The 18,624-nt window shown below is 67.0% G+C and carries 15 protein-coding genes and 4 tRNA genes; 14 read left to right on the forward strand and 5 right to left on the reverse strand.

Translation table 11 applies throughout. The features are described 5' to 3' along the window. Positions 1-181: 181 nt before the first annotated feature. The 4 genes from ppk2 to hemA form a co-directional block, all read right to left on the reverse strand. Complete coding sequence (gene ppk2, locus ACTXG9_RS19090; RefSeq protein WP_111099048.1) at positions 182-964, reverse strand: polyphosphate kinase 2; 783 nt, start codon at positions 962-964, stop codon at positions 182-184. Positions 965-1,039: 75 nt separating this feature from the next. After that, positions 1,040-2,743 carry an O-linked N-acetylglucosamine transferase, SPINDLY family protein gene (locus ACTXG9_RS19095; protein ID WP_019661161.1) on the reverse strand — a complete coding sequence of 568 codons (1,704 nt, stop codon included), beginning with the start codon at positions 2,741-2,743 and terminating at the stop codon, positions 1,040-1,042. A gap of 5 nt (positions 2,744-2,748) precedes the next feature. Continuing rightward, on the reverse strand, positions 2,749-3,831 hold the full coding sequence (gene prfA / locus ACTXG9_RS19100; protein ID WP_019661162.1) for a peptide chain release factor 1: 1,083 nt from the start codon (positions 3,829-3,831) through the stop codon (positions 2,749-2,751). Continuing rightward, the gene (gene hemA / locus ACTXG9_RS19105) at positions 3,809-5,092 is read right to left on the reverse strand and encodes a glutamyl-tRNA reductase (protein ID WP_111104974.1); all 1,284 of its coding nucleotides are present in this window, start codon (positions 5,090-5,092) and stop codon (positions 3,809-3,811) included. Before hemA ends, prfA begins: the two co-directional genes overlap by 23 nt. Positions 5,093-5,155: 63 nt before the next feature. Between hemA and ACTXG9_RS19110 the strand changes: the two genes are divergently transcribed. The 8 genes from ACTXG9_RS19110 to ychF all read left to right on the forward strand — a co-directional run bounded on the left by ACTXG9_RS19110 (position 5,156) and on the right by ychF (position 12,261). After that, on the forward strand, positions 5,156-6,841 hold the full coding sequence (locus ACTXG9_RS19110; RefSeq protein WP_026347150.1) for a tetratricopeptide repeat protein: 1,686 nt from the start codon (positions 5,156-5,158) through the stop codon (positions 6,839-6,841). Beyond that, positions 6,838-7,497 (forward strand): lipoprotein insertase outer membrane protein LolB, encoded by a 660-nt coding sequence (lolB, locus tag ACTXG9_RS19115; RefSeq protein ID WP_019661165.1) that lies wholly within the window; start codon positions 6,838-6,840, stop codon positions 7,495-7,497. The genes ACTXG9_RS19110 and lolB overlap by 4 nt, the downstream gene beginning before the upstream one ends. After that, positions 7,494-8,363, forward strand: a complete 870-nt coding sequence (gene ispE, locus ACTXG9_RS19120; RefSeq protein ID WP_021202247.1) for a 4-(cytidine 5'-diphospho)-2-C-methyl-D-erythritol kinase — start codon at positions 7,494-7,496, stop codon at positions 8,361-8,363. Before lolB ends, ispE begins: the two co-directional genes overlap by 4 nt. Positions 8,364-8,374: 11 nt before the next feature. Beyond that, positions 8,375-8,451, forward strand: a tRNA-Gln gene (locus ACTXG9_RS19125). 140 nt (positions 8,452-8,591) lie between these two features. Then, positions 8,592-9,551: a ribose-phosphate diphosphokinase gene (locus ACTXG9_RS19130; RefSeq protein ID WP_005415400.1), complete on the forward strand. Its 960-nt coding sequence runs from the start codon at positions 8,592-8,594 to the stop codon at positions 9,549-9,551. A 109-nt stretch (positions 9,552-9,660) separates the two neighbouring features. Next, positions 9,661-10,278 carry a 50S ribosomal protein L25/general stress protein Ctc gene (locus tag ACTXG9_RS19135; protein ID WP_005415401.1) on the forward strand — a complete coding sequence of 206 codons (618 nt, stop codon included), beginning with the start codon at positions 9,661-9,663 and terminating at the stop codon, positions 10,276-10,278. A 48-nt stretch (positions 10,279-10,326) separates the two neighbouring features. After that, complete coding sequence (pth, locus tag ACTXG9_RS19140; RefSeq protein ID WP_019661167.1) at positions 10,327-10,905, forward strand: aminoacyl-tRNA hydrolase; 579 nt, start codon at positions 10,327-10,329, stop codon at positions 10,903-10,905. Positions 10,906-11,169: 264 nt separating this feature from the next. Further along, a complete protein-coding gene (gene ychF, locus ACTXG9_RS19145) occupies positions 11,170-12,261 on the forward strand; it encodes a redox-regulated ATPase YchF (protein WP_057502606.1) in 1,092 nt (363 codons plus the stop codon). Between the two features lie 612 nt (positions 12,262-12,873). Here ychF and ACTXG9_RS19150 read toward each other — a convergent pair. After that, positions 12,874-15,612 (reverse strand): TonB-dependent receptor plug domain-containing protein, encoded by a 2,739-nt coding sequence (locus ACTXG9_RS19150; protein WP_111105025.1) that lies wholly within the window; start codon positions 15,610-15,612, stop codon positions 12,874-12,876. Positions 15,613-15,782: 170 nt separating this feature from the next. On the opposite strand from ACTXG9_RS19150, the gene ACTXG9_RS19155 reads away from it, so the two are divergent. The 6 genes from ACTXG9_RS19155 to ACTXG9_RS19180 all read left to right on the forward strand — a co-directional run. Further along, positions 15,783-16,802: a cyanophycinase gene (locus tag ACTXG9_RS19155; protein ID WP_111105037.1), complete on the forward strand. Its 1,020-nt coding sequence runs from the start codon at positions 15,783-15,785 to the stop codon at positions 16,800-16,802. A gap of 138 nt (positions 16,803-16,940) precedes the next feature. Then, on the forward strand, positions 16,941-17,957 hold the full coding sequence (locus ACTXG9_RS19160; RefSeq protein ID WP_021204466.1) for an isoaspartyl peptidase/L-asparaginase family protein: 1,017 nt from the start codon (positions 16,941-16,943) through the stop codon (positions 17,955-17,957). A 137-nt stretch (positions 17,958-18,094) separates the two neighbouring features. Continuing rightward, positions 18,095-18,180, forward strand: a tRNA-Tyr gene (locus ACTXG9_RS19165). 24 nt (positions 18,181-18,204) lie between these two features. Beyond that, positions 18,205-18,278, forward strand: a tRNA-Gly gene (locus tag ACTXG9_RS19170). 49 nt (positions 18,279-18,327) lie between these two features. Continuing rightward, a tRNA-Thr gene (locus ACTXG9_RS19175) sits at positions 18,328-18,403 on the forward strand. Positions 18,404-18,444: 41 nt separating this feature from the next. Beyond that, the coding region (locus tag ACTXG9_RS19180; protein WP_227843741.1) for a GTP-binding protein at positions 18,445-18,624 on the forward strand (180 nt) is incomplete at its 3' end.

Here is an 18,624-nt window from a genome sequence, read left to right on the forward strand (position 1 = left end):
GGGTCCGCTTGCGGGGGCGTGAGCCGCATGGATGCGGCGACCGAGCCTACATGGACGTATTTACGGCGTCCCCCGCAAGCGGACCCACCCTGCCTACCCACAGGAAACCCGCTTCTGCTTCGGCTGTTGCTGTTGCCTTGGTTCGTAGCAGGTGCAGGGCCGCAGGCCCTGCCGACCCACCCTAATCCTCGACCGGGAAGTTCTCGATCGGCTTCAGCACATCGTAGTGCTCGCGATGCAGCTTGCCCTTCAGCTTCGGCAGCTCGGGCAACGGTGCATCCACCCGCGTATCGGGCAACCGGTCCAGCAGGTTGCGTACCAGCGTCAGCCGGCCCAGCCGCTGGTCGTTGAAATCCACCAGCGTCCACGGCGCCGCCTCGCGATGCGTCGCGCGCAGCATCGCCTCGCGGGCTTCGGTATAGGCGCTGTACTTGCTGCGCGATTTCAGGTCCACCGGGGACAGCTTCCAGCCCTTCAGCGGATCGAGGTGGCGCTCGGCGAAGCGCTTCTCCTGCTGCTCCTGGTCCACGCACAGCCAGTACTTGAACAGCAGGATGCCGTCATCCACCAGCAGCTGTTCGAACACCGGCGCCTGGCGCAGGAACTGCTGGTACTCGGTCTCGCTGCAGTAGCCCATGACCCGTTCGACGCCTGCGCGGTTGTACCAGCTGCGGTCCATCAGCACGATCTCGCCGGCGGCGGGCAAGTGCGAGGCGTAGCGCTGGAAGTACCACTGCGTGGCTTCGCGGTCGGTGGGCTTGGGCAGTGCCACCACGCGGCACTGGCGCGGGTTGAGGTGCTGGCTGATGGCCTGGATCGCGCCGCCCTTGCCCGCCGTGTCGCGCCCTTCAAACAGCACCAGCAGGCGTTGCCCGCTGTGCTGCACCCAGCGCGCCATGGCGGTCAGTTCCAGCTGCAAAGGCAGCAGCAGTTCGTCGTAGTCCTTGCGCTTGAGCTTGGCCATCGTCACACCCGCGGGGAGGAAGCCCGAGCGTAGCGCAGGGGCTGCCCAGGCGATGTCGACGCTACCTGGTCGCGCTTACCCTGCTGCGCCCGTCCAGCCGTTCTCACGTGCCAGTTGCTGCACCAACGCTGACAGATCGCGGGCAAACCCGCCCATGTCGAACAGCCCGCTGCGCTCGCGCGCCTGTGCCAGTTCAGCGCGCAACGCGGCCAGCGCCGCCGGGTCATTGCCCAGCGCGCTGGCGGTGGTGATGAACGCCGCATCGTCGGCGACATTCATCCGCGCCAGCCCCAGATGGTGGTTGAGGCTGCCGGCCACGCGCGCGGCGAACGTGTCGCCGGGGCAGGTCAGCACCGGGCAGCCGGCCCACAGCGCGTCGGACGCGGTGGTGTGGGCGTTGTACGGATGCGTGTCGAGGAACAGGTCGGCCAGCTGATAGCGGGCCAGATACTGCGGATGCGGCAGTTTGGCCATGAACACCAGCCGCGTTGGGTCCAGGCCAGCGGCCTGTGCGGCGCTGCGCAGGCGGGCGTCGGCATGGCCGGGGCCGGACAGCAGCCACAGCACGCTGCCGGGCACCGCCTGCAGCACTGCGAAGGCGCGGCCCATGCTGCGCGGGTTGAGCTTGTAGCTGTTGTTGAAGCAGCAGAACACGACGCCGTTTCCGGGCAACCCGCACTCGGCGCGGGACGGTGCCGGCTCCAGCATGCGGGTGTTGTCCGAGGGCTGGAAGGCACGCGGCAGGCGCAGCACCCGTTCGCTGTAGTGCGGCTCCAGTGAAACTGGCAAAACGAAGCTGTCGCCGATCACGGCATCCATCCACGGCGCCCCGGACGTGCCGGGGTAAGCCAGCCAGTTCAACTGCAGCGGGGCAGGGCGCATCGCCAGTACCTCCGGCGTGCCGCCGCCGCCCCATCCGCGCAGGTCGAACAGCAGGTCGATGCCCTGTGCGCGGATGCGTGCGGCGGTATCGGCATGTCGCAGGCCAGCCACATCATGCAGCTGTGCCGCTGCCTGCAGCCGCTGGCGGATGCGGCTGCCGTCATCACGATTCAACGCGAACAGATGCAGTTGCACTGCCGGGTCATGACGCAACTGCTCGAACAGGGCCACGGTCAGCAGCCCGGTGGGATGGGCGCCAAAGCCATTGGACAGGAAGCCGACCCGCAAGGGGCCGCGCCCGCGCACCTTCGTGGCGGGAAGGGGACGCACTCCCGAAGCAATCACCGCAGCGCGCGCGCGCGCGCAGGCCAGCTGTTCGGCTGCGGTGGCATCCTCGCTGAGGAACGCGAACGGTTCGACCACACCTTGGCCGCTGGCCAGTGCGCCACGCACTTGTGTGGCCAGTGCGTCCACGTCCTGCCAGTCGCACAGGCGACGCTGCCAGGCCAGGCGCTGGGCGGCGATATAGGGTTCGCCCGGCATCAGCGCATGCGCGCGGCGATAGGCCGTCGCCGCCCCTTCGGCATCATCGGCATCTTCCAGCGCATGGCCCAGCCACAACGCGATGCCCGGGTGCTGCGGGGCCAGTGCCGAAGCCTGGCCCAGCAGCTTCGCTGCATCGCCATGTGCGCCGGCCATCCAGGCCACGCGGCCCAGCCGCGCCAGCGCTTCGGGATGGTTGGGGCGCAGTTGCAGTGCGCGTCGTGCGGCCTGCTCGCCGGCAGCGATGTCGCCGGCTTCCAGTTCCAGGTCGGCCAGCATCACCCAGGCCACGAAGTCGCCGGGCTGGCGCGCGATCGCCTGCTGCAGGTGCTGTCGCTGCTGCCAGGCCGTCATCGTGATCAGTCCGCCGACAACTGCGCCAGGGCGTCGACCTGGTGTTCGTGGCTGAGTCGCTGCAGCAGCGGGTCGAGGTCGCCGGCCAGGATGTTGGGCAGGTCGTACAGGGTCAGGCCTTCCACGCGGTGGTCGGTGATCCGGCCCTGCGGGAAGTTGTAGGTGCGGATGCGCTGGCTGCGGTCGCCGCTGCCGACCTGCAGGCGCCGCGATTCGGCCTGCGCCGCGTCCTGGCGCTGGCGTTCGGCATCGAGCAGCTGCGCCTTCAGGCGCTTCATCGCCTTGTCGCGATTGGCGTGCTGGCTGCGTTCGGTCTGGCATTCCACCACTACGCCGGTCGGCAGGTGGGTGATGCGGATCGCCGACTCGGTCTTGTTGACGTGCTGGCCACCGGCGCCGGACGAGCGGAACGTATCCACCTTCAGGTCGGCGGGGTTGATGACGATGTCATCGACTTCGTCGGCCTCCGGAATGATTGCCACGGTGGCCGCCGAGGTGTGGATGCGGCCCTGCGATTCGGTGGCCGGCACGCGCTGCACGCGGTGCGTGCCCGATTCGAACTTCAGCCGCGAGAACGCTCCCCGGCCGACCACGCGTGCCACCACCTCCTTGTAGCCGCCGTGCTCGCCCGGGCTGTCCGATTCGATCTCGACCTTCCAGCCCTGGCGCTCGGCATAGCGGGCGTACATGCGGAACAGGTCGCCAGCGAAGATCGCGGCTTCGTCGCCGCCAGTGCCGGCGCGCACTTCCAGGAACAGGTTGCCTTCGTCGCGCGGGTCGCGTGGCACCAGCAGCAATGCGAGCTCCTGCTCCAGCGCCTGCAGGCGCGCCTGCGCGGCGGCGATCTCCTCGTCGGCCAGCTCGCGCAGATCGGGATCGGCGCGCATGCCTTCGGCGGCGGCCAGGTCGGCCTTGGCACGGGCTTCATCGGCCAGTGCAGTGGCAACCGGTTCAAGTTGGGCGAATTCGCGCGAAAGGTCGCGGAAACGGGTGTTGTCGGCGACCACATCGGGTTCGGCGAGCAGGCGTTCCAGTTCTTCGCGGCGCTCGGCCAGCGCTTCCAGCTTACGGCGCAGGGTCGGCGTCATCGGGTCTCACGGGTGGGTGGCGGTAACCCGGCGTGGCCGGGAACAGGCGCTCGGCGGCGCGGGTCAGGTCGGCATCGCCACTCAGCGCGGCGGCGCGCAGTGCGGCGGTCGGCGGGTGCAGCAGGCGGTTGGTCAGGCCGTGGGCCAGCAGTTCCAGCACTTCGTCGGCGGGCTTGCCGTTGGCCAGCTGCTGGCGCGCGCGCTCCAGCAGCTCGGCACGGGTGGCTTCGCCGAACGCGCGCAGCTGCCGCAGTGGTGCCTGGTAGGCGCTGGCCTGCTGGGTCTCGATGAAGCGCGATACCTGCAGGTCGATGATCGCCTCGGCCTCGGCAGCGGCCTCGCGGCGGCCACGACGGTTGTCTTCCACCGCGCGTTCCAGGTCATCGACGGTGTAGAGGAAGGCGTCGTTGAGCGTGCCGACCTCGGCTTCGATGTCGCGCGGCACGGCTAGGTCGAACAGCAGCATCGGCTTGTGCCGGCGTGCACGCAGGGCCTTGGCCACCATCTCGCGATGGATCACCGGCTCGCGCGCGGCGGTGGCCGAGAACACCACGTCGGCCTCGCCCAGGTGGCGGTCCAGTTCGGTCAGCGGCAGGGCCACGCCGCCATGGCGGCTGGCCAGTTCCTGCGCGTGGGCCAGGGTGCGGTTGGCGATCAGCAGCCGCCGCACCTTGCCTTCACTCAGGTGCCGTGCAGCCAGTTCGATGGTCTCGCCGGCACCGACCAGCAGCACGGTGGAATCGTCCAGCCGGGCGAACGCGTTCTGTGCCAGGCGCACGGCCGCCGAGGCCACCGACACCGGGTTGGTGCCGATCTGGGTATCGGTCCGCGCACGCTTGGCCACCGAGAAGGTCTGCTGGAACAGGCGGTCCAGGCGCTGGCCGAGCAGGCCATGGTCGCGCGCGGTCGACCAGGCGTCCTTCACCTGGCCGAGGATCTGCGGTTCGCCCAGCACCATCGAGTCCAGCCCGGTGGCGACCCGGAACAGGTGGCGCACAGCCTCGGCATCGGCATGCTGGTACAGATAGCCCTGCAGGTCGCCGGCCTGGCTGCGCAGCCACTGGTCCAGCGCCTGTGCCGACTCGGCCACGGCGTACAGTTCGGTGCGGTTGCAGGTGGACAGCAGCACCGCCTCGGCAATCTGCGGGGTATCGCGCAGCGAACCGAGCGCGCGCGGCAACGCCTCACCGGCGAAGGCCGCGCGCTCGCGCAGTTCCACCGGTGCGGTCTGGTGATTCAGTCCGAGCACCCACAGGGTCATTGTTCAGTTGCTTGCGATAAGCTGCTGGCCATTGGACGACATTTTAAGGCCCCGATGCCGACGATGCCCGCATTGATTCGCATCCCCAGTGTTCTGCTGCTGTCCCTGGCCTGCAGCCAGGCCCTGGCGGCGGTGCCGGCCAAGGCCCCTGTAAGGGCCCCGGCCACTGAGGAACTGGCGCTGGAACCGGTGATGGCCGGTGAGTTCGCGCTGCAGGCCGGCAAGCTGGCCGAGGCGGCGCGCTGGTACCTGCAGGCGGCCCAGCAGACCGACGGCGACGCCGGCCTGGCCGAGCGCGCGACCCGCATTTCCATGCTCGCCAACGATGACGCCAGCGCCGCCAAGGGCCTGGCCCTGTGGCAGCAGCGCGCGCCAAGCTCGTTGACCCTGCGCAGCGCCGCCGGTGCGCTGGCCATGCGCCAGGGCGATGTGAAGGCCGCCCGCACTGAACTTCAGGCGCTGCTGGCCGACCCCGACGAGCGCGGCTGGAAGTTCGCCCTGGCCGCGCTGATCGGCGGTGGGCGCGACCCGGCGGTGCCGGCGCAGGTGCTCGGCGAGCTGGTCGATGCCAATGCAATTCCGCCGAAGATCGAGGCCTGGCAGGAGTTTGGCCGACTCGCGCTGCGCATGGAAAAGCCCGAGCTGGCGCGGCGGATGATCGATGAGGTGGTCAAGCGCTTCCCGGAAGAGCCACGTGTGGCACTGCTGCGCGCCAGCCAGTTGCAACAAGCGGGCGAGACCGACAAGGCGCTGTCGCTGCTGCACGATGTGGAGCCGAAGACGCGCCAGGACCCGGAACTGCGCAATGCGGTGGCCATCGCCTACGACAGCCTGGGGCAGCCTGCTGCGGCCGAGCGCGTGCTGGCGTTCGGCCCGCAGGACGTGCAGACCTGGGGCATGCGCGCCTCGCTGCTGGCCAAGCAGGGCGACAAGGCAGCGCTGTCCAATCTCTACAACGAACTGTCGCGGCAGGCGGCCAAGCCGGACCCGGCGCAGCGCCTGCTGCTGGGCAAGATCGCCGAGTACCTGAAGCGCTATCCGGAGGCGGTGCAGTGGTACCACAGCGTGCCCGGCGGCGATGAGCTGAGCGAAGCGCGCTTGCGCGCGGCCAATGCCCAGGCCCTGGCCGGGCGCCTGCCGCAGGCCCTGGATGAAGTGCACGCGATCCAGTCCGATGCGGTGGTCGATGACGATGTGCGTCGCGACGCCTATCTGCTGGAGGCTGAACTGCGCCAGCGCGGCGATGACAGTGCCGGCGAACTGGATGCATTGGCCCGCGGCCTGGCCGCCTACCCCGATGACAACGGCCTGCTGTACGCCCGTGCACTCGCCTGGGAGCGCCGCGACGATATCCCGCGCGCCGAGGCCGACCTGCGCAAGATCCTGGTGACCGACCCGGAAAACGTGCCGGCCCTGAATGCCTTGGGCTACACCCTGGCCGACCGTACCGGCCGCCTGCAGGAAGCGCTGGAGCTGATCGACCGCGCCCGCGTGGCCGAACCGGACAACGCCGCCATCGTCGACAGCTATGGCTGGGTGCTGTATCGCCTGGGTCGCAAGGAAGAAGCACTGGTGCAGCTGCGCCGGGCCTGGACCCTGGCCAAGGACCCGGAGATCGCTTCCCACGTTGGCGAAGTGCTCTGGGTGCTGGGCAAGCATGACGAGGCCCGCCACTTCTTCGAAGAAGCGGCCAAGCTCGATCCTGAAAACCGCGCGCTGCTGCGCGCCCGCGAGAAATTCAATCCATGAGTGTTTCCCTGATCCGGCCGCTGCTGTTGGCGGCCGTGACCCTGGCGGTGACCGCCTGTACCAGCGTGGGCACGCAGAAGACCCCGGCGCCGGCGGTGGTCGAGGTTGTTTCAGCCGAAGCGGCGCAGGCCGAGGCGGCGCGCGTGGCCGCGCTGCAGGCACAGCCGGACTGGGCTTTCCAGGGCCGGGTCGCGGTCAGCAAGGGCAAGGACGGCGGCAGCGGACGCATCGACTGGAAGCAGGAAGGACGCCGCTATGTGGTCGAGCTGAGCGCGCCGGTGACCCGGCAGAGCTGGAAGCTGGCCGGCGATACCCATTCCGAAGCCGGCCGCCTGGAAGGACTGGCCGGCGGGCCGCGTGACGGCGAGGACGCCCAGCAGCTGCTGCTGGAAGCGACCGGCTGGGACATACCGGTCAACCAGCTGCCGCAGTGGATCCGTGGCCTGGTGGCCGGCGATGCTGCCGGTCCGGAGAAGGTCGAGCGCGACGCTGACGGCCGGCCGCGTCGCATGCAGCAGATGGGCTGGCAGGTGCAGTATCTGGACTGGTACCCGGCCGAGGCCGGACGCCCGGCGCTGCCGCGCCGGATCGAGGCCAGCAATGGCGACGCCAAGGTGCGCCTGCTGGTGGACCAGTGGGGGCAGGGCGCCCCATGAGTGCCGGGCACGATGACGCGGGCTGGTCCTGGTGGCCGGCCCCGGCCAAGCTGAACCTGTTCCTGCACATCACCGGCCGCCGCGCCGACGGCTACCACGAGCTGCAGACCGTGTTCCGCCTGCTGGACTGGGGCGATCGCATTGGCCTGCGCCTGCGTGAAGACGGCCAGGTGCGCCGTGAGGGCGAGGGCCTGGCCGGCGTGGCCGAGGCTGATGACCTGGCGGTGCGTGCCGCGCGCCTGCTCCAGGAAGCGGCAAAGGTCGAGCAAGGTGCAGACATCATCGTCGAAAAGCACGTTCCCGCCGGGGGTGGGTTTGGCGGGGGGTCGTCCGACGCGGCCACGGCGCTGGTGGTGCTGAACCGGCTGTGGCGGGCGGGTCTGGATGAAGAGGCTTTGGCGGCGCTGGGCCTGCGCCTGGGCGCAGATGTGCCGGTATTCGTGCGCGGGCGCAACGCCTGGGCCGAAGGCGTGGGCGAGCGCCTGCAGCCGATCACTCTGGCCCCGGCCTGGTACGTGCTGGTCGAACCGGGCGTTCATGTTCCTACGCCAGCACTGTTTGCAGACCCGGATTTGACGCGCGACAGCCCAGTGGCGAAAATAGAGGACTTCGCTTCCGGGACCTTGGTCGGGAATGCGTTCGAACCGGTGCTGCGCCGCCGTGAGCCTGCCGTCGAGGCAGCGTTCGCCGCGTTGAGCGACATCGGCACGGCGCGGCTGACCGGTTCGGGAAGTGGTTGTTTCGTCGAGTTCGCATCGCAGTCTGCCGCAGAGCAGGGACGGTCGAAGTTGCCGAAGGAGTTGCGGGCAAGGGTGGCAGCGGGCGTAGCGCGTTCGCCACTGCTGGATGCACTCGAGCAACACTGATTTATCACTGCAGGGGCGTCGCCAAGAGGCCCAAGGCACCAGGTTTTGATCCTGGCATTCGTAGGTTCGAATCCTACCGCCCCTGCCAATAGCGGCTGTGTCCGCGCCTTCCAGCGCATCGCCCGCGCGGGACGTGGAAACAACCGCGGTGTTGTCAGCAGCAAGGGTCCATCGGGGTCCTTGCCGACTCCGGATCCCCGCCACTCGTCCCCGCCCGAGACAATCATGATGCAAGAGTCCCCGAACCTGCTGGTCTTTTCCGGCAACGCCAACAAACGTCTGGCGCAGAACATCTGCAAGGAACTGGGGGTTCGCCCGGGCAAGGCGCTGGTCTCGCACTTCTCCGATGGCGAAGTGCAGGTGGAGATCGAAGAGAACGTCCGCAAGCAGGACGTGTTCGTGATCCAGCCGACCTGCGCGCCGAGCGCGGAAAACCTGATGGAGCTGCTGGTGCTGATCGACGCGCTCAAGCGCGCATCGGTGGCCAGTGTCACCGCCGTGGTGCCGTATTTCGGCTACTCGCGCCAGGATCGCCGCATGCGCTCCTCGCGCGTGCCGATCACCGCCAAGCTGGCGGCCAAGATGTTCAGCACCGCGGGCGCTGATCGCGTGCTGACCGTCGACCTGCACGCCGACCAGATCCAGGGCTTCTTCGATATTCCGGTGGACAACGTGTACGCGTCCCCGCTGCTGCTGGCCGACATCTGGCGCGCCTACGGCACCGAGAACCTGATCGTTGTGTCGCCGGACGTGGGCGGCGTGGTCCGTGCCCGTGCGGTGGCCAAGCGCCTGGATGACGCCGACCTGGCGATCATCGACAAGCGCCGCCCGCGCGCCAACGTCTCCACCGTGATGAACATCATCGGTGACGTCGAAGGCAAGACCTGCGTGATGGTCGATGACATCGTCGACACCGCCGGCACCCTGTGCGCCGCTGCTGCTGCCCTGAAGGCGCGCGGTGCGCTCAAGGTCGCCGCCTACTGCACCCACGCGGTGCTGTCGGGCCCGGCGGTGGACAACATCACCAATTCCCAGCTCGACGAGCTGGTGGTGACCGACACCATCCCGCTGAAGGACGCGGCGCGGGTGTGCAGCAAGATCCGCCAGCTGAGCGTGGCGGAAATGCTGGCTGAAACGATGCGCCGCATCGCCTTCGGTGAGTCGGTCAGCTCGCTGTACGTCGACTGAGTTTTCGCCCCTGCCGGCAACGGCGGGGGCATACCCCGGGTGCTTCTGGTCGCGGAAGCATCTTCAACCGCCACGCCGCAGGGCGCGGCAACAACCTGAGTAGTCGAAAATGTCGAAGACCCATGAAATCAAGGTCACCAAGCGTGAACTGCAGCGTAAGGGTGCGAGCCGCCGCCTGCGTCACGCCGGTGTGATCCCGGCCATCGTGTACGGCGGCAACGCCGAGCCGGTCGCCATCAGCCTGGACCACAACGAAATCTGGCTGGCCCAGCAGAACGAGTGGTTCTATGCCTCGATCCTGGACCTGAACCTGGATGGCCAGGTGCAGAAGGTCCTGCTGCGTGACATGCAGCGCCACCCGTACAAGCAGCTGATCATGCACCTGGACTTCCAGCGCGTGAACGAGAACGAAGCCCTGACCGCTTCGGTCCCGCTGCACTTCGTCAACGAAGACACCTCGCCGGCCGGCAAGGCTGCCGACGTCGTGGTCACCCACGAACTGAAGGAAGTGACCATCACCTGCCTGCCGAAGGACCTGCCGGAGTCGATCGAAGTCGACCTGGGCGAGCTGAAGGCCGGTGACGTGGTGTACCTGTCCGACATCAAGCTGCCGAAGGGCGTGGAAATCCCGGCCCTGGCGCTGGGCAAGGACCACGACGACGCCATCGTCACCGCCAAGGCCGGCAAGGCCGACGCGGCCGACGAAGAAGCGGCTGCCGCCGAGTAATACCGCTACGGTGCCTGCCTGCGGGCAGGCACCGTACTGGAAGGAACCATGGCAGGACTGCGACTGATCGTCGGTCTGGGCAACCCCGGATCGGAACACGCCCGGACCCGGCACAATGCCGGGTTTCATTTCGTTGAGGCCCTGGCGGAGAAAGCCGGTGCGCGATGGAATGTGGACAGCAAGCTGTTCGGTGAGACCGCCAAGGTCGAGATCGCCGGGCAGACGGTGTGGCTCCTCAAGCCCGCCACCTTCATGAACCTCAGCGGCAAGTCGGTCACCGCCGCGCAGCGGTTCTGGAAGATCGAGCCGGAGGAAACCCTGCTGGCCCACGACGAACTGGACCTGCCGCCCGGCGCGGCACGGCTGAAGTTCGACGGTGGCCACGGCGGTCAGAACGGTCTGCGCGACACCATCCGCCTGCTCGGCCATGGCAAGTTCCATCGCCTGCGCGTGGGCATTGGCCACCCCGGCCACAAGGACCGCGTGGTGGGTTGGGTGCTCGGCCGCCCGTCGAAGGACGATGACGTGCTGATCGCGCGCGCCATCGACGATGCGATCGACGTGCTGCCGCTGGCGGTGCAGGGCGATTTCAACGAAGCGATGAAGCGCCTGCACACCCCGAAATAACCGGTAGGTACCGACCGTTGGCCGGTACGGAGTCAACCAGACCGGTAGGTACCGACCGTTGGTCGGTACGGAGTCAACCAGGCCGGTAGGTACCGACCGTTGGTCGGTACGGAGTCAACCAGGCCGGTAGGTACCGACCGTTGGTCGGTACGGAGTCAACCAGGTCGGTAGGTACCGACCGTTGGTCGGTACGGAGAATGATTGGAAAAGCAGCGCCCATGTCGCTGTTTCCCCAATCACTTTCACCCCAGAGAGCTGTCACCCATGGGTATCAAATGCGGCATCGTCGGCCTGCCCAACGTCGGCAAGTCGACCCTGTTCAATGCGCTGACCAAGGCGGGCATCGCCGCGGCGAACTTCCCGTTCTGCACCATCGAGCCGAACGTCGGCATCGTGCCGGTGCCGGACCCGCGCCTGAACGAGCTGGCGGGCATCATCAACCCGCAGAAGGTCATCCCGACCGCGGTCGAGTTCGTCGACATCGCCGGCCTGGTCGCCGGTGCCGCCAGCGGTGAAGGCCTGGGCAACAAGTTCCTGGCGCACATCCGCGAAGTCGATGCCATCACCCACGTGGTGCGCTGCTTCGAGCACGGTGACATCGTGCACGTCGCCGGCAAGGTCGACCCGATCTCGGACATCGAAACCATCGATACCGAGCTGGCGCTGGCCGACCTGGACAGCGTCGAGAAGGCGCTGAACCGTGCCGAGCGTGCAGCCAAGGGCGGCGACAAGGACGCAGCGGCGCGCAAGCCGGTGCTGGCCAAGCTGCAGGCGGCACTGTCCGACGGCAAGGCTGGTCGTTCGGTCGGCCTGGATGATGAAGAAAAGGCGCTGGTACGCGACCTGTTCCTGCTGACCCTGAAGCCGGTGATGTACATCGCCAACGTGCTGGAAGACGGTTTCGAGAACAACCCGCACCTGGAAGCTGTGCGCGCGCATGCCGCCGCAGAAGGCGCGCAGGTGGTGCCGGTGTCGGCCGCGATCGAGGAAGAGCTGTCCCAGCTCGACGACGAAGACCGCGATACCTTCCTGGCCGACCTGGGCCTGAGCGAGCCGGGCCTGAACCGCGTGATCAACGCGGCCTACAGCCTGCTGGGCCTGCAGACCTACTTCACCGCAGGCGTGAAGGAAGTCCGCGCGTGGACGGTGCGCAAGGGTGCCACCGCCCCGCAGGCTGCCGCGGTCATCCACACAGACTTCGAGAAGGGCTTCATCCGCGCCGAAACCATCGCGTATGACGACTTCATCAAGTACAAGGGCGAAGCCGGCGCCAAGGAAGCCGGTCGCCTGCGCCTGGAAGGCAAGGAATACCGCGTGCAGGAAGGCGACATCCTGCACTTCCGCTTCAACGTCTGATCCAGCGGCATCGGATCAACCCCGGACGCCCCGCCTCGTGCGGGGCGTTCGCGTTTCTGAATATGGATAAAAAATCACCACGCTTCGAAACGCCTGCGCTGCAATGCTCGCACCCACTTGTCCACACCAAGTTCCCATCGCTTTCCACGCCGCATGTGGAAAACCGGCGAAGCCGATGTAGAGCCGAGCCCATGCTCGGCTGATGCCAGCCGGAGCCGAGCGTGGGCTCGGCTCTACAAGGGGCTCGCCCGCGCGACCTGGACAGATTTTCACCACGCTTCGAAACGCCTGCGCTGCAATGCTCGCACCCACTTGTCCACACCAAGTTCCCATCGCTTTCCACGCGTGGTGTGGAAAACAACGGGAGGCGTGGATAAAAAATAACCACGCCCGGAAATGCCTGCATCGCAACGCTCGAACCCACTTGTCCACATCAAGTTCCCATCACTCTCCACGCATTGTGTGGAAAACCCCGGTGGCCCACTGATAGCCGCCCACCTTGGTGGGCGCGCGGCGAGACAGTGCCCGCCAAGGTGGGCATCTACCAGAGCGCAAATGACAAGGCCCGCCAATGGCGGGCCTTGTCGTCCACGTCCTGCAAGGCGGCGCGCCTTACAGCGCGGTGCCGCCAAACTTGTGGGTGTACTGCAGGTTGATGGTGCGGCCGACGCTGTCGAACCAGGACACGTCGTAGTACGGGTACGCGGTATACGTGGTGTCCTTCGGCGGCATCTTGTTGAACACATTGACCACCGACAGCGACAGGCGCGAGTGGTCGTCGAAGCGGTACTGCACCGAGGCGTTGTAGCGGTAGGTCGCCTTCACGTACGGGCTGTCGCCGCTGTCCCAGTCGAACGACTGGTCGTAGCTGTCCGAAGTTGGCAGCTTGCCCAGGCGCGAGCCATAGACCGTCGCCGACCACGCGTCCTTCTCCCAGGTCACGCTCAGGCTGGTCTTGGTACGCGGGATGTCGAATCCGCTGTTGACCGCGAACTGGTCCAGGGTCGGGTCACCGGGGTAGCGCTGGAAATCGTGCTTCTTCACCCAGGTGTGGGTGCCGTTGAGGATGAAATCGCCGATGCCGGTCTGCATGCGGTAGCGCAGGCCGACGTCGATACCGGAGGTCGATTCGCGGGCGACGTTGATCGGAGCGACGCGCACGCCGTATAGGCGGCCATCACCGGTGCGGGTGATGCGGTCGAGCGCGTCCACGCAGGTCGGCGAGTTGATGTCGGCAGTACCCAGGCGGCAGTTGGCTTCGTTGGCCAGGAGCGTGCGAACGTCCATGTCCTGCACCTGCTTGCGCATGTCGATGTCAAACCAGTCCACGGACAGGTCCAGGCCGATCGCCGGCGACCAGACGAAGCCTGCACTCCACGAGGTGCTGGTTTCCGGGTCGAGCTGGCGGTTGCCGGTGCGGCTGCGGATCAGGTTGCGCTCGTAGTCGGAACAGTCGCTAGCGCCATCGGCGCGGCAGCTGTACAGGTCTTCGGCGGTGGTCTCGTCGTTGCCCGGTCCGGCGAACACGTAGTGCAGGTCCGGCGCGCGGAACGCGGTGCCATACGAACCGCGTACCAGCAGCGTGTCGATCGGGCGCCATTCCAGACCGCCGCTCCAGGTCGCCTTGCCGATGGTGTGGCCGGAATAGCGGTACTGGTCGTAGCGGCCGGCCACGCTCAGGTTGACCGTCTCGTGCAGCGGCATGCGCAGCTCGGCGGCGGTCGCCCAGCGGTTGCGCGAGCCCTGGCCGTCCGAATCCTTCCAGCTGTAGTAGTAGTACTGGGTGGCCAGCGGATCGGGATTCAGCGCATAGGCCTGCTGGCCCACTTCCACGGTCGCGGCGAACCCGGCATCACCGCCCGGCAGGCCGAACAGCGCGGAATTGGTCAGCGTGAATGCAGCCGTCTCGGTGCGCGACTTCGGCGAATAGGTAGTGCGTGCGGCAATCGAATCGTACTCGGCGCGGGTCAGCGGCCGGTACAGCCGCGACGGGTCCGCGTTGTAGATCGGGAAACCGTCGTCGTCCACGCCCTGCTGCGGGCCCAGGAACAGGTCATTGGCCTTGGCGGCGATGATCTGCGCCCAGCTGATCCGCGACTGGTACTGCGAATGGCTCAGCGCCGCTTCGTAGTCCCAGTTGCCGGCCAGATTGCCCTTGAAGCCGGTGGTCACGCTGAAGGTCTTCTGCGTGCTGCGTACCATCGCATTGCGCAGGCCCCCCATTTCCTCGGGTGAGAACTGGCGCTGCCAGAACTCGATCTCGCCGGTGGCCTGGTTGTTGAAGTAGCCCGACTCATCGCCATTGGCGTCCATGCGGCCCCACTTGGTGACGTCGCGCATCAGCGACATCGTGTGGTAGCCCAGCTGCACATCGGCGAACCATTGCTGGCCGTTGTCGAAGTCGTAGCTCAGCGAGGCGTAGCCATTGGCGCCGCGGCGCTTGCTGAGGATGGTGCCGTAGCCGATCGAGCTGTCGCTGCCGCAGTAATAACCGTAGCGCGGGCGGTAGGCGCGGTAGGTGCTGCCCTGGTTCTGCCCGGCCAGCGCTTCGCAGGTGGCCGCGCCCGGATCCAGGTAGTCGTCGTTGTAGTCCGTACGCAGGTAAGCGCGGCGGGCGATGCGCGAGCCCTCGGTGGGGCCGTCCTGGGTCGAATCCTGGATGTCGCGCTCATAGGCCCACAGCGGGGTCTGCGACTGCAGCTCGACGCTGTACACGGCGTTGAAGTTGCCGCGGCTGAAGCCGCTGGCCAGGCTCATGTCGAACGACTCGCCACCGCCTTCGCTGGTGGTGCCCATGCGCATGTCGATCGTGGTGCCGTCGGCCTTTTTCTTCAGGATGAAGTTGACCACGCCTGCGATCGCGTCCGAGCCGTAGATGGCCGAGGCACTGCCGGTCAGCACTTCGATGCGCTCGATCATCCCCAGCGGGATGTTGGAGACGTCGGTGAAGTTGCTGCGGCCCTTGAACGGCATCGGGAAGTCGGCGATGCGGCGGCCATTGACCAGCACCAGCGTGTGGTTCGGGCCGAGGCCGCGCAGGTCCACCTGCTGGGCGCCGGGCGAGAAGTCGGCGCCGCTGGAAGACTGCTGGCTCTGCGTCTCACCGCCGTTCTGGGTCATTGCACGCAGCACGTCCGGCACGCTGGTGAAGCCGCTGGAGCGGATCTGTTCGGCGTTGATCACCGTGATCGGGGCGGGGCCTTCCACCTGGGCGCGCGGAATGCGCGAGCCGGTGACCTGCACCGCGTCCAGTTGTTGCACCGAAGAGGAAGCCGGTGCCTGGGCCGCCGCGGAAGCAGCCACGCCCATCAACGCCAGCTGGATCGACCACGCCATCGCCTGTCTACGCATGAGGAATTCTCGGAAATGAAGCCGGCCCGCAGAGGAGGGGCCCTGTCCCCCATTCAGATTTCCGGAACGGGCGCGCGCATTTAACGCCTTTTTCATGTCCTTGACTACTGGGTCCCTATCTGGCAAAGAGTGGAAACGCTTGCAAGTCGATTTTGTTCAGGGAGATCAAGATGCGACGCCTCCATCGGACCGTGCGTGCCCCCTTCGCCTGGCTGGCGCTGCTGGTCTTGGCCGTGCCGTTGGTCGCCCTTGCGCAGGACCTGCAGGGCCCGGGCTTCGCCTACTACGAAGCCGGCGATCTCGACGCGCCCCGGCCCGGTCCGCGCGCACCGGCCATGATGCTGATGGGCGGTGGCGAATGGGTGCCGGAGGCCTTCCACTGGTGGCTGAAGCAGGCTGGCAATGGCCGCGTGCTGATCCTGCGCGCTTCTGGCAGTGATGAGCTGCAGGACCGCCTGTACCGCGAGATCGGCGGTACCACCGCAGTGCAGACGCTGGTCTTCGACAGCCGCCGCGGCGCCGACGATCCGGCCGTGCTGCGCGTGGTTGCCGCCGCCGATGCCATCTTCATTGCCGGTGGTGACCAGTCGCGCTACATCCGCTTCTGGAAGGGCACTGCGCTCAACCGCGCGCTGAACGCCCATGTGCGCGCCGGCAAGCCGATTGCCGGTACCAGCGCTGGGCTCGCCATCCTCGGTGGCTATGCCTACGGCGCGATGGACGGCGGCAGCATCACCTCCGCCGGTGCGCTGGCCGACCCGATGGGCAGTGCGGTGACCATGGACAGTGGCTTCCTGCAGATGCCCTACCTGCAGCGCGTGGTCACCGACACCCACTTCGACAAGCGCGACCGGCTCGGTCGCCTGATCGTGTTCGTGGCGCGCGCCGCCCAGGACAGTGGCGACCCCGGCATCGTCGGCATCGGCATCGACGAAGACACTGCCCTGTGCGTGGAGCCCGATGGCCAGGCACAGGTCTACAGTGCTGACGGCGAGGGCAAGGTCTGGGTGGTCAGCCCCGGCCGCGATGCCGACCGCCTGGTCGAAGGTGAGCCGCTGCGCTTCCACGCGGTGCCGGTAACGGTGGTCGCCAGCGGCAGCCGCATGCGCCTGGATGACTTCCAGGCCGAGGCCGACTACCAGGCCGTGGCCGACGTCAGCGATGGCGAGATCGAAATCATCCGCCAGTGACCCGGCGATCCTGTGGCCACGCATGGGATGCTGTAGAGCCGAGCCCGCGCTCGGCTGCTCTTCAATCGAGGCATCAGCCGAGCATGGGCTCGGCTCTACGATGATGCCTCCCTTGCCCACCTGCTGGAGACGTATCCGATGAAACTGCGCCTGGCGCTGTCTATGCTGCTGTCCCTGCCCATGCTTGCCCAGGCCGCACCGGCCGCTTCACCGCTGCTGGTCATCCACGGCGGCGCCGGCGTCGAGCGCAAGGACCTGTCGCCGGCCGAGGAAAAGGCCGCACGTGACGCGCTGCGGGCAGCACTGCTGAAGGGTCATGCGGAACTGGTGGCCGGTCGCCCTGCGCTCGCAGCGGTCACTGCGGCGATCACCGTGCTGGAGGACGATCCCACCTTCAACGCCGGCAAGGGCGCAGTGTTCACCCACGACGGCCGCAACGAGCTGGATGCGGCGGTCATGGATGGCGCGAACCAGGCGGCGGGCGCGGTGGCGGGCGTGCAGCGGGTGCGCAACCCGATCCTGCTGGCGCAGACCGTGATGCAGAAATCCCGCCACGTGATGATGGTCGGGCAGGGCGCCGAAGCCTTCGCCGCCGAGCAGGGCATTCCTCTGGTCGATCCCTCCTACTTCCGTACAGAGAAGCGTTGGCAACAGCTGCAGCGCGCCCTCAAGGAAGAGGCCAGTGGCCAGGCACATGCCGACCTGGAGACTGCAAAGCACTTCGGTACCGTTGGTGCGGTCGCATTGGACGCGCAGGGGCATCTGGCCGCCGGCACCTCCACCGGGGGCATGACCAACAAGCGCTACGGCCGGGTCGGTGACTCGCCGATCATCGGTGCCGGCACCTGGGCCGACGCACGCTGCGCGGTGTCCGGCACCGGGTGGGGCGAGTACTACATCCGCACTGCGGCCGCGCACGAGATCTGTGCGCGCATGCGCTACCAGGGGCAGAGCCCGGAGCAGGCCGGCAAGGGCGTGATCAACGAGACGATTCCGCAGATGGGCGGCGACGGCGGTGCGATCGTGCTCGGCGCAGACGGAAAAATGGCCACGCCGTTCAACACCCAGGGCATGTATCGGGGCTGGATCGGCGGCGACGGCGTCCCTCATGTCGCAATTTTCGCCAACGAGACCCTGCCGGTTCCCGGGCAATAACCTTGCGTATCAATGGGTTTGCGACAGCGTGTGAAAAAAATGGAAAAAAGCGTTGACAGCCCCCCGTCCCATCAGCAGAATAAGCGGCTCACCACCACACACCGCAACGCTTCGGCGGCAACGGGTTGGGGTGGTAAGGAGGGATACCCAAGCGGCCAACGGGGGCAGACTGTAAATCTGCTGGCTTACGCCTTCGGTGGTTCGAATCCACCTCCCTCCACCAGTTTCACGTTGTGACATTCCCGGCGCGGGAGTAGTTCAATGGTAGAACCTCAGCCTTCCAAGCTGATGGTGCGGGTTCGATTCCCGTCTCCCGCTCCATTGAATGAACTTTGAATATTATCGAGTTCATGTCATAATGCAAAACTCGGCTCACGTAGCTCAGTCGGTAGAGCACTTCCTTGGTAAGGAAGAGGTCGAAGGTTCGATTCCTTTCGTGAGCACCATCTCAAGCATCACCTCTCAGACGAATTCGAGATAAGCAGCCATGGCCAAGGGTAAGTTCGAGCGCACCAAGCCGCACGTCAATGTCGGCACCATCGGTCACGTCGACCACGGCAAGACCACGCTGACCGCCGCACTGACCAAGATCGGTGCCGAGCGCTTCGGTGGCGAGTTCAAGGACTACTCCTCGATCGACGCCGCTCCGGAAGAAAAGGCACGTGGC

Source organism: Stenotrophomonas maltophilia group sp. LNF247 (assembly GCF_054083135.1).